General features: G+C 60.8%; 19 protein-coding genes and 1 tRNA gene. 7 read left to right on the forward strand and 13 right to left on the reverse strand.

Annotation, left to right across the window (positions count from 1 at the left end):
- Positions 1 to 188 precede the first annotated feature (188 nt).
- The 6 genes from HALAL_RS0102755 to HALAL_RS0102780 all read right to left on the reverse strand — a co-directional run bounded on the left by HALAL_RS0102755 (position 189) and on the right by HALAL_RS0102780 (position 4,581).
- Positions 189 to 264, reverse strand: a tRNA-Trp gene (locus HALAL_RS0102755).
- Between the two features lie 193 nt (positions 265 to 457).
- On the reverse strand, positions 458 to 1,201 hold the full coding sequence (locus HALAL_RS0102760; protein WP_025272538.1) for an amino acid ABC transporter ATP-binding protein: 744 nt from the start codon (positions 1,199 to 1,201) through the stop codon (positions 458 to 460).
- Positions 1,201 to 2,022: an amino acid ABC transporter permease gene (locus HALAL_RS0102765; RefSeq protein WP_025272539.1), complete on the reverse strand. Its 822-nt coding sequence runs from the start codon at positions 2,020 to 2,022 to the stop codon at positions 1,201 to 1,203. The genes HALAL_RS0102760 and HALAL_RS0102765 overlap by 1 nt, the downstream gene beginning before the upstream one ends.
- Complete coding sequence (locus HALAL_RS0102770; protein WP_025272540.1) at positions 2,019 to 2,840, reverse strand: transporter substrate-binding domain-containing protein; 822 nt, start codon at positions 2,838 to 2,840, stop codon at positions 2,019 to 2,021. The genes HALAL_RS0102765 and HALAL_RS0102770 overlap by 4 nt, the downstream gene beginning before the upstream one ends.
- 249 nt (positions 2,841 to 3,089) lie before the next feature.
- Positions 3,090 to 4,022 carry a serine protein kinase RIO gene (locus HALAL_RS0102775; RefSeq protein WP_156937568.1) on the reverse strand — a complete coding sequence of 311 codons (933 nt, stop codon included), beginning with the start codon at positions 4,020 to 4,022 and terminating at the stop codon, positions 3,090 to 3,092.
- Between the two features lie 118 nt (positions 4,023 to 4,140).
- Positions 4,141 to 4,581, reverse strand: a complete 441-nt coding sequence (locus HALAL_RS0102780; RefSeq protein WP_025272542.1) for an RrF2 family transcriptional regulator — start codon at positions 4,579 to 4,581, stop codon at positions 4,141 to 4,143.
- A gap of 273 nt (positions 4,582 to 4,854) precedes the next feature.
- On the opposite strand from HALAL_RS0102780, the gene HALAL_RS0102785 reads away from it, so the two are divergent.
- Complete coding sequence (locus tag HALAL_RS0102785) at positions 4,855 to 5,121, forward strand: hypothetical protein (RefSeq protein ID WP_156937569.1); 267 nt, start codon at positions 4,855 to 4,857, stop codon at positions 5,119 to 5,121.
- Here HALAL_RS0102785 and HALAL_RS0102790 read toward each other — a convergent pair whose 3' ends face one another.
- From HALAL_RS0102790 to HALAL_RS0102800, 3 genes are all read right to left on the reverse strand, one after another.
- Positions 5,122 to 7,197 (reverse strand): acyltransferase family protein, encoded by a 2,076-nt coding sequence (locus tag HALAL_RS0102790; protein ID WP_084471828.1) that lies wholly within the window; start codon positions 7,195 to 7,197, stop codon positions 5,122 to 5,124.
- A 230-nt stretch (positions 7,198 to 7,427) separates the two neighbouring features.
- Complete coding sequence (locus HALAL_RS0102795) at positions 7,428 to 8,609, reverse strand: aminotransferase class V-fold PLP-dependent enzyme (RefSeq protein WP_025272545.1); 1,182 nt, start codon at positions 8,607 to 8,609, stop codon at positions 7,428 to 7,430.
- Positions 8,606 to 9,388: a tryptophan 2,3-dioxygenase gene (locus HALAL_RS0102800; RefSeq protein WP_025272546.1), complete on the reverse strand. Its 783-nt coding sequence runs from the start codon at positions 9,386 to 9,388 to the stop codon at positions 8,606 to 8,608. The genes HALAL_RS0102795 and HALAL_RS0102800 overlap by 4 nt, the downstream gene beginning before the upstream one ends.
- A 142-nt stretch (positions 9,389 to 9,530) precedes the next feature.
- On the opposite strand from HALAL_RS0102800, the gene HALAL_RS0102805 reads away from it, so the two are divergent.
- Positions 9,531 to 9,776 carry an SCO4848 family membrane protein gene (locus tag HALAL_RS0102805; RefSeq protein WP_025272547.1) on the forward strand — a complete coding sequence of 82 codons (246 nt, stop codon included), beginning with the start codon at positions 9,531 to 9,533 and terminating at the stop codon, positions 9,774 to 9,776.
- On the opposite strand, the gene HALAL_RS0102810 is transcribed toward HALAL_RS0102805, so the two are convergent.
- The 4 genes from HALAL_RS0102810 to groES form a co-directional block, all read right to left on the reverse strand.
- Positions 9,773 to 10,342 carry a hypothetical protein gene (locus HALAL_RS0102810; RefSeq protein ID WP_156937570.1) on the reverse strand — a complete coding sequence of 190 codons (570 nt, stop codon included), beginning with the start codon at positions 10,340 to 10,342 and terminating at the stop codon, positions 9,773 to 9,775. The two genes, HALAL_RS0102805 and HALAL_RS0102810, sit on opposite strands and share 4 nt — an antisense overlap.
- A gap of 131 nt (positions 10,343 to 10,473) precedes the next feature.
- Positions 10,474 to 11,049 carry a hypothetical protein gene (locus tag HALAL_RS0102815; RefSeq protein WP_025272549.1) on the reverse strand — a complete coding sequence of 192 codons (576 nt, stop codon included), beginning with the start codon at positions 11,047 to 11,049 and terminating at the stop codon, positions 10,474 to 10,476.
- 379 nt (positions 11,050 to 11,428) lie between these two features.
- Positions 11,429 to 13,039 (reverse strand): chaperonin GroEL, encoded by a 1,611-nt coding sequence (gene groL / locus HALAL_RS0102820; RefSeq protein ID WP_025272550.1) that lies wholly within the window; start codon positions 13,037 to 13,039, stop codon positions 11,429 to 11,431.
- A gap of 124 nt (positions 13,040 to 13,163) precedes the next feature.
- Positions 13,164 to 13,463: a co-chaperone GroES gene (groES, locus tag HALAL_RS0102825; RefSeq protein ID WP_029767274.1), complete on the reverse strand. Its 300-nt coding sequence runs from the start codon at positions 13,461 to 13,463 to the stop codon at positions 13,164 to 13,166.
- Positions 13,464 to 13,696: 233 nt separating this feature from the next.
- On the opposite strand from groES, the gene HALAL_RS0102830 reads away from it, so the two are divergent.
- The 5 genes from HALAL_RS0102830 to HALAL_RS0102860 all read left to right on the forward strand — a co-directional run bounded on the left by HALAL_RS0102830 (position 13,697) and on the right by HALAL_RS0102860 (position 19,778).
- On the forward strand, positions 13,697 to 14,917 hold the full coding sequence (locus HALAL_RS0102830) for a class I SAM-dependent methyltransferase (RefSeq protein WP_156937571.1): 1,221 nt from the start codon (positions 13,697 to 13,699) through the stop codon (positions 14,915 to 14,917).
- A 372-nt stretch (positions 14,918 to 15,289) separates the two neighbouring features.
- A complete protein-coding gene (locus tag HALAL_RS0102840; RefSeq protein ID WP_025272553.1) occupies positions 15,290 to 15,829 on the forward strand; it encodes an RNA polymerase sigma factor in 540 nt (179 codons plus the stop codon).
- The gene (locus HALAL_RS0102845; RefSeq protein ID WP_025272554.1) at positions 15,826 to 16,650 is read left to right on the forward strand and encodes a hypothetical protein; all 825 of its coding nucleotides are present in this window, start codon (positions 15,826 to 15,828) and stop codon (positions 16,648 to 16,650) included. Before HALAL_RS0102840 ends, HALAL_RS0102845 begins: the two co-directional genes overlap by 4 nt.
- 253 nt (positions 16,651 to 16,903) lie before the next feature.
- Complete coding sequence (locus HALAL_RS0102855) at positions 16,904 to 18,760, forward strand: 2-oxoacid:acceptor oxidoreductase subunit alpha (protein WP_035534325.1); 1,857 nt, start codon at positions 16,904 to 16,906, stop codon at positions 18,758 to 18,760.
- A complete protein-coding gene (locus HALAL_RS0102860; RefSeq protein WP_025272556.1) occupies positions 18,753 to 19,778 on the forward strand; it encodes a 2-oxoacid:ferredoxin oxidoreductase subunit beta in 1,026 nt (341 codons plus the stop codon). The genes HALAL_RS0102855 and HALAL_RS0102860 overlap by 8 nt, the downstream gene beginning before the upstream one ends.
- Positions 19,779 to 19,832: the final 54 nt, after the last annotated feature.

Here is a 19,832-nt window from a genome sequence, read left to right on the forward strand (position 1 = left end):
ATAGGACACCTGTCTGACCACAAGGTACTGTCTACAATCGACGGGGGTATTCCCACCGCCTCCACACAGCCGAAAACCGGTTTTACGGAATTGCAGGTCAGGTAACGCATCGAACGAATGAGCTAAAATAGATGATTCTGAAAATCGAAAACCAGTACTAAATACCGATTGTTTTCGCAGGTCAAATGTGGCAGGGGTGACAGGACTCGAACCTGCAACCTACGGTTTTGGAGACCGTTGCGCTGCCAATTGCGCCACACCCCTAAATCAACCCGCAATGACTTTCGCCAAACGGATCAACGCCCAATATCTTACTTGTTCGCTTTCCGGCTCTGCAACCGGGGCCCTCGACTCACGTCACACCGACTCCATCGATGTCGCAACGGTGGGCACCGCCTGCCTCGGCAACCCGCTTGAACAGCGATACCGCTTGGAGAAGCCCTGGCTCCAACCCCGTCTACCTCGCCTCCAGCACTCGGCTCAAGAAGTCTCGCGCTCGCTGAGTCGACGGCCGTTCCAGAACATCCAGTGGATTTCCTTCCTCCACAATCCGCCCCTCGTCCATGAACACCACACGGTCGGCGACTTCCTTGGCAAAGGTCATCTCGTGCGTCACCACGATCATAGTCATGCCGTCGTCGGCCAACCGGCGCATCACGGTCAACACGTCCCCCACCAATTCGGGGTCGAGCGCCGACGTCGGCTCGTCAAACAACATCAGGTCGGGGTTCATCGCCAACGCCCGGGCAATGGCCACACGCTGTTGCTGACCGCCCGACAGCTTCGAAGGAAAGACGTCGGCCTTATCGGCGACCCCCACCTTCTCCAGCTGTTCCATGGCGACCTGTTCCGCCTTGTCCCGATTGCGCCGCAGCACTTTCTCCTGTGCGATCGTCACGTTCCGCAACACGTTCATGTGTGGGAACAGGTTGAAGTGCTGAAACACCATACCGATCTGTTGCCTGGCGAGGTCGAGGTTGGCGTCGGGGTGGGTCAAGTCGAAGTCGTCCACCACGATCCGTCCCTCAGTGGGCGGCTCGAGCAGGTTAACGCAGCGCAGCAGGGTGGACTTACCCGATCCCGACGGACCGATGATGCAGACCACCTCGCCCGACTCAATCGTCAGGTCGATACCCTGCAAAACCTTCAACTTACCGAATTGTTTGTGGAGGCTCTGAATGTCTACTTGAGGTGTCGGCATCATCGCGCTTTCAGTTGTTTGGCTTCGAGTCGCCGGACTATGACGCTCAACGGCACGGTGATCAGGAGATAGGCAAGGCCGGCCAGGATGTATGGAGTGGAGTTGGCGTGTTTGGTCGCCAGGTCCGAACCGAACTTGGTGAGTTCCGACGTGGCCATCGTGACCCCCATGACGTACACCAGTGAGGAATCCTTGCACAGCAGGATCAGCTCGTTGGTCAGGGGCGGGATGACGATTCGGATGGCCTGGGGCAGAACCACGGTGATCGTCGCCCGGCTTTGGCTCATGCCGAGAGAACGTGCCGCTTCGACCTGTCCCTTGGGCACTGCCTGTATCCCCGCCCGGAAGGTTTCGGCCAGGTAGGCGGCGGCCACGAGGCCGAGCCCCACCGCTACGGTTCCGTAAGTCCCGAACGGAAACGCGAACCCGGGGAACGCGGTGGGAAGACCGAAGGCAAGCAGGAGAAATACGATGATGGCGGGCAGACCACGGAAGATCTCGACATACGTCATGGCGAGCCAACGATTGACCGCCACCGACGACATCTGCATGACCGCTAGAATCAGCCCGAGCACGAACCCGACCGTGTATCCCGACAACGTATATACGACGGTGTTGACCAATGCAACCGTCAAGAGGTCGGGAAACAGGTATGGGAACATGTCCGCGTTGAGGAACGACTCGCGGATCGTATCCCACTGCGCGAAGTAGACAAGCGCCAGAGCCAAACCGACAAGTACCACGTACTGAACGGCTTGGCCGAGGCGTTGCTTCTTCCGGGGGCTCATCCCGGGGTGGAGCCGATATTGTTCAGTGCTCATGATTCGCCTGATTCGGCTCCGAACCACTGCTCGTATAGTTCGTCGTACGTGCCGTCCGATCGCGCGGCGGAAATGGTGTCGTTGACGACCTCGACGAGCGTTTCATCGGCGTCTTTCTTGAACGCGAAACCGTACTGCTCGCCGGTCTCCACGGTGCCGCCGACCTCGAAGGCGTCCGCATTGTCGGAGTCGCTCATCCATTCATTGATGACGGGCTCATCCTGCAAGATCACGTCGATGGTGCCCGATCGGAGCGCCTGGAGCTGCTTACCGGAGTCTTCGAACTGGGTCGGATCCATTCCATTGTCAACGGCATGGTTGAAGCTGGTGGTGGCACTCTGCACGCCGAGTGTGAGGTCGCGTTCCTTGACCTCGTCGATCGAATCGATCGTCTCGCCGTCGGCGGTAAGGAAGGCAAGCGTCTCCTCGAAGTAGGGTTCCGAGAACGTCAAGTTCGGTTTCCGATCGTCGGTAATGGTGATACCGGCGGCCGCGAGGTCGCATTTGTCTCCGGTCATCGCCGCCCCGGATTCGATGGAGTCGAACTTGAGGTCGACGATTTCCTGTTCGACCCCGAGTTCGTCGGCCACAAGGTCCATAAGGTCCACATCAAAGCCCACGATGTCGCCGTCCTCTTCGTATTGGAAGGGAACGTAGGGAAGGTTGGTGCAGACGGTGAGTTTCTCTTCGTCGACCAGCGTGACGGTGTATCCACCGGAAGTGGTGGTGGAGGTGGCTCCGCCGCCACAGGCGCTCAGCGCAACGGTAAGTGTCGCCGTCGCTACTATTCCAGTGACATAGGTGAATCTGTGGTTCACTGTTACTCCTCAACTCGAAATCCAATGGACCCATCATTCCGAGTTGTGAATCACAATACAACCCACGACTTGATCTCAATCATATAACGTTACATTTAGTCATTATTATATCGTCTACATTAGTTACTAAGGGAAACAACGCAATACGATAAACATGAATTCAATATCCGTAGCGCTCTTCGTTAATCCCCGAGTGTTCGGCGAGCATGGACCGCACTCGGCGGCCATGCTCGCTCCACGAAGAAACACTTATACGACGGCCATGACGCGAGCGCGACATTCCTCGACCGCTTCCGGATCAAGCCCCTTGGAAATAAACCATCGTCCGATATTATCGATATCGCGATTGAGGAATTCGAACCCCTTCGGATTAGCGTAGACGTCGACGATTTGCGGTAGATCCACGAATAGAATGTCATCGTTTTCGTCGACGACGATGTTGTAGGCGGACAGGTCACCGTGGGCGTACCCGGTGTGGGCGAGGAGTTCGACGTTGTCGTCGACTTGTTCCCATAGTGCTTCGGCGCGTTCGGGTGTCATGGCCAGATCGGCGAGGCGGGGCGCACATTGGCGTTCGTCGCCGATGTATTCCATGATCAGTTCACGGCCGTGTACTTGGACGGGGTAGGGCACCGCGATTCCTTCCTCGTAGCAGAGGCAGAGGGCGGCGAATTCGGCGTTGGCCCAGCGCCCGGCCGCCAGTTCACGACCGAATCGGCTTTTGCGTTCCAGTGCCCGTTTTTCGCGGGATTTCTTGACGCCTCGGGCGACGGTGTAATCGTTCGAGCGGTGGAACAGGGAGTGGTCGCTGGTTCGATATCGTTTGGAGGCCATGAGGGTGGAGTCGTTGGCGTGGGGTATGGCTCGTTCGATGAGGTGCACGTCGGCCTCTTTTCCGGTTTTGAGAACGCCGAGTTCGTGGTCGACTGCTCCGGTGGCGGTGATGACCCAGTCAGGCAAGGGTTCGGGACCGCGTTGCATTGGTGGGGTGTCGGCCCATGTGCTCCAACGTTGTGCACCGTCGGGCGGGAGGTCGGGGTCGCCTTCCAGGGCGATGTCGGTGGTGCGGAGGGATTCGTAGTGGGCGTGTTCGGCTGCGCTAAAGGGATCGCCGGGGGTTGATCGGCGGGTTTTCTTCAAAGGAGTGTCTCCTGTGTGCGGGGCGATGATTGGCTGTGTCATCGCCGGTTGCTGTGGTCCGGTGGTTGGGTTCGGCGTCGTTCGCAATCATCGCTACCTCCTTTGGTCGGTGTGGTTTCAATCTAGGTGGGTGACGTTGGGGGCGCAAGTTCTTTTTGAGTCATGTGCCCGGTTGGGTGGGGAGGGTCAGAGTTATCGGTGAATTTTTGGTGTGGGTGAGGGTGTCGATGGTGATGGGGTCGAGGGTGGCCATGAAGGCTTCGCGGGCTGCGGCGAGCGCGTGGCGCAGGGAGCAGTTGTGACGTAGTGGGCAGGGGGTGTCGCCTTCGCATCCGGCGACGTCTTCGGTTCCTTCGAGCATTCTGACGATGGTGCCGACGGAGACGTTTCTCCCGGCGTCGGTGAGGCGTAGTCCGCCTCCGCGTCCTCGTTTGGTTTCGATCCACCCGTGGCTGCCGAGCATGGCCACCGCTTTGGCGGCGTGGGTGTAGGGAATCGCGGTGGCTTCGGCCACTTCTCGGGAGGTGAGGCTTTTTTGATCGGTGTAGGCGAGTTGGATGAGGATGCGCAAGGATACGTCGGTGAATGCTTTCAGCCGCATAGGAAAATACTAGTCCTTGGGCCGTTGGGCGCGTCGGCTCTCGTGGTTGAGTGCTAGGCGTGTCGCAGAGGGATTGTTGACGGAGGGTGTCGTGGTGGGTTTGCGGTGCGGATGTTTAGGGTGGGGCCGCTTTGGAAATATGCATCTTAGAGTAGTCAATACATTACGATAACGGTTTATGTCGTTTCAATAACGTGGGAGTTCAAGTTCCGTATCCGCGTTTATCATTGCCGCAGATGGCATATTAACGCAGTTGAACGAGTTGGGGACACCATGTGTGACAGCAGAGGCCGGTGGTCTTTGGGAAGCATCCTGTTGTCCATGATGTTCGTTCTCGTTTCTCCCTCGTCCCCGGCGTTCGCCGCGGGTGGAGCGGAACGCCCGGATGACGCACCGGGCGATTCCCCTCCGAGCGGCGACCAATTGATCAATACCGGAAATCCGTATACCCTGGCGATCGCCATCTCGGTCATTTCGCTGTTGGCCGGTATCATCCTGTTGATCATTATTCGCCGCAACAACCGTTCCGACGAGGGTTGATCAGCTCCGATCGGCGTCCCATTGCTTGGGGAACGGCAGGGCTCCCGCCAGTTCCGTCTCGAGTGACTCGGCGTATTTCGCGGTCATGTGGTTGGTGTCGCGGTATACGAGGAGGTCGCCGACGATTGCCGGACAGACTCGGGACTCCACGTCACATAGCCACGGGAGCGGGTCGATGACCTGGACGCCCATGTCTTCGCTTTGCCGGAGGGTCTCTTCCCGAAGGTCGAAGTCATAGCCGGATTCGTCGAGCTCGAAGGCGCAGCGGGTCGCCTGGTCGAGGTTCTCCGACAGGCAGGTGGGTATGTTTTCGCTGAACGTCGGGGTGGAGGCCATCTGTACGACGTTTCCATCGGTGGCCGACATCAGACGATCGTGCGTGTACTCCCAGCCGTCCAACCAGGCTTGGTCGGGGTCGTCCTCGAGGATCTCATTGTCGTCGGTACTGGATACGACGGTCATGTCGGGCTCGATCTCGTCAATATGGTCCAACGCACTGGAGCGCCATTCGGTGCACTCGTGGTATTCGCGTTCCAGGGTTTTATTGCGTTCCTTTATTTTGGCCGGGGAGCAGCCGGCCTTGGTTTCGACCAGCAGTTTCCAGTCGTTTTGCTGCGCGATGTTCTCCAACGGCGGGAACCACTGAGCCGCGTGCGAGTCTCCGAACACGACCACCGTCGTCTCCCCTTCGGAGTCTCCGAACCAACAGTCGTCGTTCAGTTCCGACTTTTTCTTTCCGACGAGGCAGCTGCGTTCATAGAGGTCGGGTTTGTCCTCTCCGGCCGTTTCGATCGAGGGTGTCAGGTCTTCGGGAACGTCTTCGATCTCAACGGCCGCTTCAAGAGACATCGCGCTGTCGTCGACCTCTTCGGTACCGGCGATCGGTTGCGACACGATGACGAACGCACCGGCCAGCGTCACCGTGGCAAGTCCCGACCCCATGGCCAAGGCACGCGACGGCCGCTGTATCAGCGAGCGCTGCTTACGGATGGGGTCTTCGATGAGATGGAAACTCAAGGCCGCCAGAATGAAGGCGCCGACCATCAAAACCAGGTTATTGCGGGTCGAATCGGCGATCCCGAGTCCAATGGGGCCGATCAGAAGAATCGGCCAGTGCCAAAGGTAAAGCCCATAGGAAATCGAACCGACGTACTGCATGGGTTTGAGTTCGAGGAACGGCTGCGGTCCCCATTCGCCGGGTGCGGTTCCGGAGACGATGACGGCTATCGTCCCCAGTACGGGCAATAGTGCGGCCAGGCCCGGGAAGGTGGTGGATTCGGTGAAGCTCAGGGAGGCGTACGCAATGGTTACCAAACCACCCCAACCGATCAGGGCTGCAACAGTGGTGTTCAATCGCACGCGGTGAATGACAAGAGCCACGAGCGCACCGGCGGCCAGCTCCCACGCTCGGGTGTGAATACCGTAGTAGGACCAGACCGGATTGTCGGCGGTGTTCAAGGCGCTCAACGCCAGTGAAACGGCAATGACTCCGATCAAGATCGTGCCGACGACTCGTGTCACGGTGTGAGCCGTGGCTCGACGCAAGAGGCGATGAACGATCCATGCGGTGGCCACGATCAGCAACGGCCATACGAGATAGAATTGTTCTTCCACCGCAAGGGACCAGAAATGCTGCAGAGGTGATGGTTCAGCGTCGGCGTTCATGTAATCGGTACCGACGACCGAAAGGCGGATATTCATGACATTCAGCGCGGACGCTACGGCGTCGGCGGCGATGTCACGCAGCCGAAGTGGCGCCAACCAAATCCACGAGGCGATCAGTGTTCCGATGAGTACGGTCATCGCGGCAGGCAGCAGGCGTGTGGCCCGACGGGCGTAAAAACTGCGTAGATCGATGCGGCCCTTCTGCTGATACTGCCTCATCAACAGGCCGGTAATGAGAAAACCGGAAATGACGAAGAAGACGTCCACTCCGATGAAACCGCCTTCGAGCCGCGAAATACCGGCGTGGGCGGCGATGACGAGCCCCACCGCGATCGTCCGTAGACCCTCGATGTCAGTACGCCAATGGCGTACCCGTTGCTGATCCATGTCCCCCATAAATCCCTTACTCATGATTGTGCACCGGTTACTCGTACGTCCTGCCACCGATGAATCTCGGCTCGACGCAGGGAAGGGTATGGGCACTTATCGGGGTTTTCGGGCAAGACGTCGCCGCATGGCACAGCAGTGGCCACGCGGGCAACGTTGTAGGAGCCTAGCACAGCGCCCACTACCGTGACGTTGGACCGAACGACGGGTGTTGGCAAGCCTCGTTCGCGACGATGAAGCTCGGTCGCTCCGCTTTACCGGGACATCGCCGAGCTTGCCGGAGCCAAGGCGGATACGGCCTCGACCAACTGCTGATCGCTCAAATACGGCGCGGGCCCGAATCGGAGGAAGTCTCCACGGGCGTCGGTGAGAATTCCCATGGCGCGAAGCTCCTGCTGCAGTTGAACGGCATGAGGGCTGCGTAGCGCCAGGAAGCCCGCCACACCGTCCAGTGCGACCTCGTGGTCGCGCTCGACGACGGCGCGGGGAAGATCGAGATCATCGAACGTATCGGCCAGGATTCCCACCTGCCTACGATAGTTCTCCGCAAGAAGGGGCGGAGTCAACCCTTGCCGCGTAAAGAAATCGGCGACGGCCGCGGCGCGATAATGGCTCGTGGGATCGTAAGTCGAACCCGCCCACCGGGCATGACCGTCGGCATACGCCGTTTCGCCTGACCGACCTTCCGATTCCAGCAGACCGAACATCGCATACCACCCGGTATTGACCGGTCGCAGTCGATCCGAGTGAGGAGGCAACCGAAGATAGCAGGCTCCTTCGCCCCACTGTAGATATTTGTATCCTCCGCCCACGATCCAGGCATTGCCGATCCCTTGATCGCGAACGGACATCAAGGCGGGCCCGACATGGTGATAGACGTCGATGATCGTTTCCACACCGCGTGCGAACACCGTCCGCACCAACTCACCGAGATGCGGAACGATCTGCGAGGTCTGAAACAGCACGCTGGAGACGTACACTGCAGCGGTCTTCTCTCCACAGGCGGCCGCGAGTCGCTCCGCCAAGGTGTCGACCGGTTGGGCCGGAACGACGGTGACATCCACCCCAGTCTCGTTCAGACGTCCCAGTTGCCGGGCCGCCGAATGGAACTCGGTGTCGGTGGTGACGATATGCGGACGCCGATTCATATCGAGCGCCGACAGGACGCGCATGAGAAGTTCGTGAGTGTTGGCTCCGAACGCGATCTCGCCTTCGGGATCGTCGAGCCACCGGCGGAGATGCGAGCGCAATCGCTCGGCTTTCGCAAAAGCCGCTTCCCATTTGTCGTCCACGTGTGCGGCAGCGTCGTCGAAGGCCTCCAAGAGCGCCTCGCGCGCCACGTCCGGCCAGGCTTGATGCGAGTGCCCGGTCAGAAGCAGACGTTCGGAGACGTGAAACCGGCGGTAATGTTCGGCCAAGCGTGCTGCGTCGATCATAGTTGACTGCGCACCGCCCAAAGGTCGGGGAAGGCGGAGTTGAAGATGGTGGAACGGAGGTAGTCCACTCCGGAGGAACCACCCGTCCCGGTTTTGTCACCGATGGTGCGTTTCACCATCATGACGTGGCGATAGCGCCACTCCTGAAAACCCTCGTCGAGATCGACCAACTGTTCGGTGACCAGTGAGGGACCGCCGTCGTCTTCGTAGACGCGACCTAGAGCGTCCTGTACGTGCGAATTCGGTTCGATCGGGGCGCCAAGGTCGTCGCGGACCGGCACTTGATAGCCGTGAGCGTTCAAATAGTTGAGAAAATGGTCCCACAGACCCGGTGACGTCAAGGCGGTGTTGATGCGTCGGAGCTCCTCCCCGTCTGGGGAGTAGAAACCAAGAACCTTCCGGTCGCGACGCCCCAAAACGGCTTCCAGTTCACGGAACTGTGCGGACTGGAAACCCGACGACGAGTCCAGCCGGGAACGGAAGCTGTTGAACTGGGTGGGCGTCATGGTTTCCAGCACGTCGATATTGGCGACGGCGACCTTGAGAATCGACAGAGAACGTCGCAGAGTGCGTAGGACATGGTGTGTATCGCCGTTGTCCAGGCGTCGTCCCGCTTCGTTCAGCTCATGCAACATCTGCTTGAACCACAGCTCGTAAACCTGGTGGATGACGATGAACAACATCTCGTCATGCTCGTCACTACGCGGGTGCTGCGCAGCGAGGACCTCATCCAGCGCCAGGTAGGAGCTGTAGGTCAGTTCGTTCTCCGAGTCGCTCATGGGTTCGGTTATACACCAGAACTCGGGCCCGCGCGGGTCCACGTGCTGAGACGGTTCGAAAGACAACATCCGGCGGATCCACACCCACCGAGGCGGGTGCAACGTGCACAATTACCGTATGGAGTCTTCGGATCGACGCGGCATGATCATGAGCCGCCCCGTATCGCTCTTTCTGCTGCTGTTCGGCGTCTGGTCGTGGTACCTGTGGATCACCTTTGTGCGAAACCTGGTGCAGGACGCCTCCGGCCTGGCCTTTGACGATTCCGGCGATCCCACGTCGTATTTCTGGGTGCACTTGACCCTGGCGGTCGTATCGTTCGTGCTGGGCACGATCATCGGCGTCCTCGGCTGGCGCGGATGGCGCGCCACACGGAAACACCGACCTTAAGACCAGGGGAAGATCTTCGGGTCGATGACGCCGAGCAGTAGTGGACTGCACAGTACGACGGGTACCCAATCCCAATGGCTCGGTTCCATCCGAGACCACTCACGGCCGTCGGGCCGTGTTGCGGGACTGTCCGTGCGCCAACCGTTTGTGGCGGCACGATCAAACCTGTTCGCCCGCTTGATATAGGCCATCATCAGGACGAGCAAAGAGGCGAGGGCGAATAGAAACAGATGAAACAGCCGGGAGTCGGGCACCGGAACGAAATATCCGGCGACGCACAGCGCGACCACCCCGTAGAGAAGCAGACTGATGCAGGTCGCTCGACGTAGGTAGATGGCAACCTGTAGTTCGGCCCGCGTTTCCGGCTTTTTAAAGGCTTTGGCACGTACCTCGACCAAGCTCATCTTCTCCGGTTTCGGCGATTTGCCGGAGTTGCGAACTCTCGCATGTCTTTCCGTCTCATTTCGCACATGAAGGTTCCAGCCGTACATCGCGATGGGAGTGAACGCCCAGATCAACAGCGCGCCAGGGTCGTACATTCTCGTTTGGGATCGGGAGGAAGCCATACCGTCCTTTTCGGGTTTCGTATCGTCACATTACGGTCACATACGGCGACGCCGTTTTGCTCGCGCCTCAGGGCATCTACGGCCGCCCTTCGGCGATCGTACTCGAACTGAACACCTCTCCGCGTACATCACTACTTGGCCCAGGGAAGAACAGCCGGGTCAATGACGGCGACGAGGAACGGTATTGCGACGACCACCGGAATCCAGTCGTACACGCTTGGACACGCGCGTGACCACCAGGGACGGCTCGGTTTATGCGGTACTCCTCGCTTGCCGGCGTTGTTTCGATCCGAGTTTTCGAATATCGAATCACGGACGTAGCTGACAATGGTCAGTACAAAGCTCGGTATGAACACGAAGGCCAAAAATGCGAAGATACGCGATTCGAAGAACCACGGCACGGTGTCCATGATGATGAAACCAAACAGCGCCGTAAGAACCGACGTTACCGCATAGAACGATCTGCGCATTCTCACGATGATGGCGACGTCGTCGGCCGATTCGGGGTTCAGAAACGCGTACCGCCGAACGTCGACGGGTGTGAGGTGAACCGGGACGGCACGGCTGCGCGTATCGGGTTCGTTCGGGTTCCCGCCGACCGGGTTGGATTCCAGAGCCGTACTCCACTGCGAACTGATGATCGGCGCGAACGCCCATATTCCGATCGCCCCGGGGTCGATGATTTTTTTACGTTGTGTCTCTGTCATTGAGATACCTGATCCGAGAGTCGCGTTATCGGAAGGCGACCACGGGAGCACGAGGACCGAATCCACCGGCCGTAGCCGCTGCCATGAAAAATGACACGGTTGTTCATGATACGACATCACGACGAGAACGTATCGATAGCCGATGGGTAAGCGACGCTTGACAATGGGTACGGGCCCGGACGGTTCTCGCACGGACCTGGGTTCGTCATCCTTTGCGGGGCCGGGAAACAGATTTTACGACGACAGAAAGAGCTCGGGCCCGCCCTCAACAGAGAGCGGGCCCGAGCTCCGTAAACCACACGGTGACCGGAGTGCACCGGGAATCGTCATGGTCGGCCGGAACGTTTGTTTACGCCCCTGGCCGACCGACGTTCCGAGTTTAGTGGTGGTGGCCGTGTCCGGCGTCTGCTTCGTCCTCTTCCGGCTTGTCGACGACCGTCACCTCGGTGGTGAGCAGCATGCCGACAATGGACGAGGCGTTGAGCAGCGCGTTACGGGTCACCTTGACCGGGTCGATGACGCCCTGTTCGATGAGGTCACCGTATCCACCGGTGGCGGCGTTGTAACCTTCACGCTCGGAAAGTTCGGCCACCTTGGCGGCCACAACGTCGCCCTTCTGGCCGGCGTTCATAGCGATGCGGCGCACCGGCTCACCGAGAGCCTCGCGCACGATGTCGATGCCGAGCTGCTCTTCCTTGTCGTCCACCTTCAGACCGTCGAGCACCGGAGCGGCGTGGATGAGCGCGGAACCACCGCCGGCGATGATGCCTTCCTCCGACGCGGCCTTGGTGGCGGCGACGGCGTCTTCGATGCGGTGCTTACGCTCTTTCTGCTCCACCTCGGTGGCCCCGCCGACCTTGAGGACGGCGACTCCACCCGACAGCTTCGCCAGACGCTCTTCCAGTTTCTCGCGGTCCCAGGAGGAGTCGGTCTGCTGGATCTGAGTCTTGATCTGCTGCACGCGAGCGTCGACGACGCTCTTGTCACCGGCACCGTCCACGATGGTGGTGTCATCCTTGGTGATGGTGACGCGACGAGCGGAACCCAAGTGGTTCAGTTCGGCCTGCTTGATGCTGAGGCCGACCTCGTCGGAGATCACTTCGGCACCGGTCAGAGCCGCGATGTCGCCCAGCATGGCCTTGCGGCGGTCGCCGAACGCCGGAGCCTTGACCGCCGCGACCTTGACGGTACCGCGCAGAGCGTTGACCGACAGGGTGGCGAGCGCTTGGCCTTCCAGGTCCTCGGCGATGATGATCAGCGGCTTGGATTCGTTGACGACCTTTTCCAGGAGGGGAAGGAGGTCTTCGATCACCGAGATCTTGTTGTTGGTGACCAGGATGTAGGGGTCTTCGAAGACCGCCTGACGGGATTCCTGGTCGGTGATGAAGTTCGGGGAGATGTATCCCTTGTCGAACTGCATGCCTTCGGTGACGTCCAGTTCGGTTTCCAGGCTGGAGCCGTCTTCGATGGAGATGACGCCGTCGGTGCCGACGGTGTCCATCGCGTTGGCGATGAGTTCACCGATTTCTTCGTCCTGGGCGCTGATGGCGGCCACTTGCTGGATGTGCTCGTGTCCGTTGATGTCGATGGAGCGCTTCAGGAGTTCGTCGCTCACTGCAGTGGCGGCCTGGTCGATGCCACGGCGAATGGCGACGGGGTTTCCGCCCGCGGTGACGGATTTAATGCCGAGGTGCGACATAACCTGGGCGAGAACCGTCGCGGTCGTGGTTCCGTCTCCGGCGACGTCGTTGGTTTTGGTGGCGACTTCCTTGACCAGCTGGGTACCGAGGTTGTCGTCGGCGTCTTCCAGTTCGATCTCTTTGGCGATGGTGACACCGTCGTTGGTGATCACCGGGGCGCCAAAGGACTTCTCCAGAACGACGTTGCGTCCTTTGGGGCCGAGGGTCACCTTCACGGTGTCGGCCAGCTTGTCCACCCCGTGGAGGAGGTGTTCGCGCGCGCTGTCTGCGAATGTTAGTTCTTTAGCCATTTCCTTGTTCCTTGGATAGATAGGCAAGAAGGCCCCACATGCGATGTAGGGCCTGGCCGTGTGCGGAAACCTCAGCCGGTTCGGTTCCGTGCGGTGGTTTCGTTACACGGCCTTGTCCTTCGACTTACTTCTCGACGACGGCGAGAACGTCACGCGAGGAGAGGATCAGGTACTCGTCACCGGCGTACTTGACTTCGGTGCCTCCGTACTTGGAGTAGATGACGACGTCACCGACGTTGACGTCGACGGGGACGCGGTTGCCCTTTTCGTCGATGTTGCCGGGCCCCACGGCGAGGACGGTGCCCTCCTGCGGCTTCTCTTTGGCGGTGTCGGGGATGACGATGCCGGAAGCCGTCGTGGTTTCCGCTTCGTTGGTCTGGACGACAATGCGGTCACCCAGCGGCTTGATAGCAGCCTCACTCATTTGGATCTCCAAACTTGACAGGTCTATATTGTATGCCGCCACGTTCGCGGGTCTTGTCGTCGCGGGAGCAAGACCACGGTGGCAATGTAGAGGTGGATTTCCGTACCGGAAAACCTCTCTTAGCACTCTAACATCGAGAGTGCCAAACCGGAAAGTCCGGTTGGCAATCTCGTGGCACGAGTGCTAATCGTAAAATTATTATCGCAGTTCAATGCGCTTTGTTGCGAGTTTTTGTGGCGAAGAAATCATTTCTGGAGTGGGGCATGTCGGAGGCAGTGGAACGTTGGGAGGCCGTGGCGGCCGATTCACAACTGCAGGAGCGGGCGGAGCGCGCCTGGCGGGAGTTCGGTCATAACGCGACGGTGAAGTTGCGTCGCCACTACTCCGATCCCGGTGTGGTGGCCGCGGCCGTCGGGCTCGCACAGCTGCGCGAACGCGCCCGGTCGAAATTCGGAGCGGACGCCGCATCCATGTTCTTCACCCGTGCGACCTTGGAGCAGGCGACACGTCCCGCCGTCGCACGGCGACGAGCCGAACGACTGGCGGCCTACGGCGGTGACCGTTCGGCCGTCAGTGATCTGTGCGCGGGACTGGGCACGGAATCTCTCGCTCTGGCCCGAGCGGGACTGCGGGTGAGGGCCGTGGAGTGGGATCCGGAGACGGCGTGGTTGACGCGCGCCAATGCCGCCGCGCTGGGATGGAGTCACTCCATCTCGGTCGAGCGGGCCGATGCTTTGGAGGTGCCGCTCGACGACATCGCCGTCGCCGACCCGGCCCGCCGCGACGGGGTGGGCCGACGCTTCGACCCGGCTCACTATTCCCCCGCCTTGGACGAACTGTTGCGCCGTCTCACCCCGTTGCGCGCCTCCGCGGTCAAGGTCGGCCCGGGCATCGATCACGCCTGGATCGACTCGGTCCACGCCGAGGGGGAGTGGGTCTCGTACGACGGCACGGTGGTGGAGGCGTGTCTCTGGGTGGGGGACGCGGCCGCCGCACCGCGGAGGGCGTCGGTGTGGGACGGCACGTCCTGGCACGAGCTGTCCGGCACGGGAGGAGAAACCGCCCCCACGTCCACTCGCGCGGGAGACTTCCTGATCGAGCCCGACGGAGCGGTGATTCGTTCCGGTCTCGTGTCCGATCTGGCGCGTTCCTGCGACGCGTGGACCGGGCATCCTTCGATCGCCTACCTGTACGCCGACCGCCCCGCTGTGACTCCGCTGGCACGCTGTTGGAGGATCGCCGAGCGACTGCCCTTCAAAACCAAGTCTCTGGCACGGGCGCTGCGTGAACGCCGAATCGGCGCCTTGACGATCAAACAGCGGGGAACCGGAATCGACCCGCAGAAGTTGCGTCGCGAGCTACGCCTCCAGGGAGACCGGTCGGCAACCGTTGCCTTGACGCGAGTGGGCGACGAGCACGTAACGTGGCTTCTCGAATACCCGACGTCGGCCTAGTCACCCGACCGAGGGAGGCCGTCCGAATCGCCCGTTTCCCAGTGCAACCGAGCGTGTCGGTGAGGTGTTTAGCTAACGAAGGCAATGTTCGACTTCCACACTGCCGCGCCTGCGACGACCGAACTCCGAAAGCACCGTGTCATGTCCACGACCCTGATGGCCGACCCCGTTCGGCAGAACGATACGACGCGCTCGGCGCACCGCCGACGACACCGAGGAGGCCCGCTTGAACCGCATTTTCCACCGAGGCGGCAAGTGGGAGAGACCGCAATCGACACCCCAGATGTGAAGGACTTTTCAACACCAGTGACAATGGGGACTACGACTCAGCCGTCGATGTTCGTCGCGTCCCCAAGAGCCCGTGGAGTGTCCGTGCGCACCGAATCCGACTTTATTGACCTTTACGAGGATCACTATTCGGATCTGGCCGGTCAAGTATCCGCGTATTTGGGCGATGCCAGTGAAGCGCAGGACATGGTGCAGGAGGCGTTCCTCCGCGCGTGGCAGCGATGGGACCGGATCGGGGTTTACGACCAGCCCTTGGCGTGGGTTCGCCGCGTGGCCTGGAACCTCGCCACCAACCGCCACCGCCGCAATCAGGTGGCCCGTCGATTTCTCTTGAAACAACGTGATCCCGAAGGCGTTCCGGCCGTCAATCCCGATCACATCGCCCTTCACGAAGCTCTCCAGAAGGTCGGTGCCCGGCAACGGAAAGCCATCGTCATGCATTACATGGGCGACATGTCGGTCGCCGATATAGCCGAGGTGTGCGGCGTCAGAGCCGGAACGGTGAAGTCATGGCTGCATCGGGGACGAAAAGAACTGGCGGGACTCCTAGGCGACGATCCGAGACCACCGGCCGATAAAACACCGACAAGACAACGGACGTTTGAAGGGGGGAACCACTCATGAACGAAAATGAAGTCCACGACGACCGGATCCGTGAGGCGTTCCAGTCGTATCGTGACGAGACTGCGAGGTTCTTCCCCACCCCCGATGTCAACGACATCCTCTATGCCGCTCCCAATCAGCGCCGACGCCGCATCGTGTCCATCAGTGCCGCGCTCGGTACGGCCGGGTTGGTGACCGCGGGCAGTTTCGCCGTCGCCCAGACGGTGGGAGAACCGGAGGAGGTCGCCGACACCCCACCGGTGGTCGAAAACTCTGAAACCACCACTCCCAGCGAAGAGCCCCTGTGGCCGCCGGACAACGAAGAGCCCAACGCCGAGATGACCGAGGAGCCGGGCACCGAACCCACTACCGACGTCGATACCGACGTCCTCACTCTGAACGGCTGGCCGCAACCCGGATGCGAGGGCGGCGAACTGCCGTTCGACGCGGAGAACGGTGCCATCGCCGCCGAATCCGAGGCGAACTGGGCGGTACGGGAGTCCACCTACCTCGATGTCACCGGCGACGGCAACGCCGATCGCCTTATGACACTGTCGTGTAACGGGCAGCAGGCGGTCGGCCTGTTCAGCAACGGTTCCTCCCCCCAACAACGGGCGTGGGCGTGGCAGGGAGCCGAGGGAACCGCGGTCGAAGACGTCGCCGTCGACGACGCACACCTCACCATCGACGTCCGTAACGGTGATGATCTCCACACTGTGACTCTGGCGTGGGACGGTTCGGCCTTTCAACCGGTGGAACCCGGCGATGAAGAGGACGACGACCCCTCCACCGACGAACCGAGCGACGATCCGTCCTCCACACCCGACGAACCGGACGAGTAAGTTCCCTGATCACGCCAGAGATGCGGCCATGACCAGAGCATTCCCACGGAACGGAATTCAGCGTCCCACAATGAAGGAATGCCCTATGTGTTCACTGGGTCACACCTTCACGCCGGTTATTCTTGGTGAATTGCGTGCCAATCGCAACGCCGGTACTGGGCAGGACGTCCACGACGACGTAGCATCGCAATAACGTAATAATCATGTTGTAAAAATCGGCGTCACTGTGGCGCTTTACCCGCTTAAGGAGCCTTTGGTGAATACCGTCCGGCAGCTCGACCGGGTCGTCATCCGCTTTGCAGGGGACTCTGGTGACGGGATGCAGTTGACAGGCGATCGCTTCACTGCCGAAACCGCCAAACTAGGCAACGACCTTTCCACCCTCCCTAACTATCCTGCCGAAATCCGGGCTCCAGCCGGAACCCTTCCCGGCGTGTCGAGTTTCCAAATCCACTTCGCCGACACCGACATTCTCACGCCCGGCGACACCCCCGAAGTCCTCGTCGCCATGAACCCCGCGGCCCTCAAGGCCAACCTGGGCGACCTCAAACCCGGCGGCATCATCGTCGTCAATTCCGATGAGTTCGGACGCCGGAACCTCACCAAGGTCGGCTACGAATCCAACCCCCTCGAGGATGGCAGCCTCGAGTCCTATCAACTCCATGAGGTTCCCCTAACCTCACTCACCATCGCCGCGCTCGACGAATTCGAGATCGGTAAAAAGGACGCCGCTCGCTCCAAGAACATGTTCGCTCTCGGTCTGGTTTCGTGGATGTACTCCCGTTCCACCGAGGTGACGGAAGAATTCCTCCGTAAGAAGTTCTCCGCCAAGCCCGACATCGCCGAAGCCAACATCGCGGCCCTGCGGTCGGGATGGAATTACGGGGAGACGGCCGAAGCCTTCGCCGTACGCTACGAAGTGCCGCCGGCAACGCTGCGACCGGGGACCTACCGCAACATCACGGGTAACACCGCGTTGGCGTGGGGCGTCGTCGCCTCGGGCATAGCGACCGACCTACCGGTGTTCCTGGGGGCCTATCCCATCACTCCCGCTTCGGACGTGCTTCACGAGCTGTCCAAGCACAAACGCTTCGGGGTCACCACCGCGCAGATGGAAGACGAGATCGCCGCCGCCGGAGCCGCACTGGGCGCTTCCTGGGGCGGGGCGCTCGGAATGACGACCTCCTCGGGCCCCGGGGTGGCGTTGAAATCCGAGACGGTCTCGCTGGCGGTGTCATTGGAGCTGCCCTTGGTGGTCATCGACGTGCAGCGCGCCGGCCCCAGCACGGGAATGCCGACCAAGACCGAACAGGCCGACCTGCTGATGGCCTTCAACGGCCGCCACGGCGAGGCCCCGGTCGCCATCGTCGCTCCGCAATCGCCCTCGGACTGCTACAACGCGGCCTTGGAGGCGACTCGGATCGCCGTCACCTACCGCACTCCGGTCATGCTTCTGTCGGACGGCTACCTGGCCAACGGTTCCGAACCGTGGAACCTCCCCGACCTGAACGACCTCCCCGACCTCACCGTCGCCTTCGCCGACGAGCCCAACGCCGTCGACGACAAGGGCGAACCGGTCTTCCTTCCCTTCCAACGGGACCCCGAGACCCTCGCCCGCCCCTGGGCCATTCCGGGTACCAAGGGTCTGGAACACCGCGTCGGGGGAATCGAAAAGGCCGACGGCACCGGAAACATATCCTACGACCCGGCCAACCACGACCACATGGTCCGCACCCGGGCGGCCAAGATCGCCGGAATCGACGTCCCCGACCTCGAGGTCGACGATCCCGACAACGCCGACGTTCTCGTGCTCGGGTGGGGATCGACCTGGGGACCGATCGGAGCGGCCGTACGCAGCCTGCGCAATGACGGTCTCCCGATCGCTCGCGCCCACCTGAGGTACCTCAATCCCATGCCCGCCAATACCGAGAAGGTCCTCCGCGGTTACCGCAAGGTCATCGTTCCCGAAATGAACCTCGGTCAGCTGTCGTTCCTCCTGCGGGGAATGTTCAGCGATGTGGACGTTGTCGGATACAACCAGGTGCGCGGACTTCCGTTCACCTCGACCGAACTGGTAGATGCGTTTAAAGAGGTAATCAGCAATGACTGAACCGGTAAGCCTGACGACCAAACCTCAATTGAAGGCCAAAGACTTCAAATCCGATCAGGAAGTCCGTTGGTGCCCCGGTTGTGGTGACTACGCCATCCTCGCCGCCATGCAGTCGTTCCTTCCCGAACTGGGCATCCCGCGAGAGGACATCGCCTTCATCTCGGGTATCGGCTGCTCGTCGCGGTTCCCCTACTACCTCAACACGTATGGGATGCACTCCATCCACGGGCGAGCGCCGTCGATCGCGACGGGCTTGGCCGCCAGCCGACCCGACCTCTCCACCTGGGTGATCACCGGAGACGGTGACGCGCTGTCGATCGGTGGCAATCACCTGATTCACGCCCTGCGGCGCAATGTGAACTTCAAGATCCTGCTGTTCAACAACCGCATCTACGGTTTGACGAAGGGCCAGTACTCCCCGACGTCGGAATCGGGCAAGCTCACCAAGTCGTCTCCCGTCGGTTCCGTGGACGCGCCGTTCAACCCGCTCTCACTGGCGCTGGGGGCGGAAGCCACGTTTGTGGCCCGGACCTTGGATTCCGACCGGGCACACATGAAGTCGGTACTGAAAGCGGCGGCAGAGCACGAAGGCAGCGCTTTCGTCGAGATCTATCAGAACTGCCCGATCTTCAACGACGGCGCCTTCGAGACTCTCAAAAACCCGCAGACGCGCGACGAGTCGCTGATCCGCCTCGACGACGGCAAGCCGATTGTTTTCGGCGACAAGGCCGTAGCGCGGGCAGGATACGGTCTCGAGGTCGTGAACTATTCCGACGTCTCCGAGGACGACATCGTAGTCCACCGCGAAGACATTCCCGACTCCGCCTATGCCTATTCGCTGTCGCGGCTGTCGGGGTCCTCGCTCGACCACACGCCCATCGGGGTATTCCGCAGTGTGGAGCGCCCCACTTACGATCAGCTGGTGCGTCAGCAGGTCGATGAGGCCTCGGCGGACGTCGATAAGCGTGCCGCTCTCGACCAGCTGATGCATTCGGGCGACACCTGGACGGTTCTTTAAGCGGTCCGACCGTTGCCGTCGTTTTCCCGGGCACGGCGACACTACGATCCGGCA

This window comes from Haloglycomyces albus DSM 45210, from assembly GCF_000527155.1.
GTDB classification, from domain to species: Bacteria; Actinomycetota; Actinomycetes; order Mycobacteriales; family Micromonosporaceae; genus Haloglycomyces; species Haloglycomyces albus.

Coding starts and splice junctions, on each gene's coding strand:
- HALAL_RS0102760 (WP_025272538.1), bottom strand. CDS start 1,201: ATGCCGACACCTCAAGTAGACATTCAGAGCCTCCACAAACAATTCGGT.
- HALAL_RS0102765 (WP_025272539.1), bottom strand. CDS start 2,022: ATGAGCACTGAACAATATCGGCTCCACCCCGGGATGAGCCCCCGGAAG.
- HALAL_RS0102775 (WP_156937568.1), bottom strand. CDS start 4,022: ATGACACAGCCAATCATCGCCCCGCACACAGGAGACACTCCTTTGAAG.
- HALAL_RS0102780 (WP_025272542.1), bottom strand. CDS start 4,581: ATGCGGCTGAAAGCATTCACCGACGTATCCTTGCGCATCCTCATCCAA.
- HALAL_RS0102785 (WP_156937569.1), top strand. CDS start 4,855: ATGTGTGACAGCAGAGGCCGGTGGTCTTTGGGAAGCATCCTGTTGTCC.
- HALAL_RS0102790 (WP_084471828.1), bottom strand. CDS start 7,197: ATGAGTAAGGGATTTATGGGGGACATGGATCAGCAACGGGTACGCCAT.
- HALAL_RS0102795 (WP_025272545.1), bottom strand. CDS start 8,609: ATGATCGACGCAGCACGCTTGGCCGAACATTACCGCCGGTTTCACGTC.
- HALAL_RS0102800 (WP_025272546.1), bottom strand. CDS start 9,388: ATGAGCGACTCGGAGAACGAACTGACCTACAGCTCCTACCTGGCGCTG.
- HALAL_RS0102805 (WP_025272547.1), top strand. CDS start 9,531: ATGATCATGAGCCGCCCCGTATCGCTCTTTCTGCTGCTGTTCGGCGTC.
- HALAL_RS0102810 (WP_156937570.1), bottom strand. CDS start 10,342: ATGGCTTCCTCCCGATCCCAAACGAGAATGTACGACCCTGGCGCGCTG.
- HALAL_RS0102815 (WP_025272549.1), bottom strand. CDS start 11,049: ATGACAGAGACACAACGTAAAAAAATCATCGACCCCGGGGCGATCGGA.
- groL (WP_025272550.1), bottom strand. CDS start 13,039: ATGGCTAAAGAACTAACATTCGCAGACAGCGCGCGCGAACACCTCCTC.
- groES (WP_029767274.1), bottom strand. CDS start 13,463: ATGAGTGAGGCTGCTATCAAGCCGCTGGGTGACCGCATTGTCGTCCAG.
- HALAL_RS0102845 (WP_025272554.1), top strand. CDS start 15,826: ATGAACGAAAATGAAGTCCACGACGACCGGATCCGTGAGGCGTTCCAG.
- HALAL_RS0102860 (WP_025272556.1), top strand. CDS start 18,753: ATGACTGAACCGGTAAGCCTGACGACCAAACCTCAATTGAAGGCCAAA.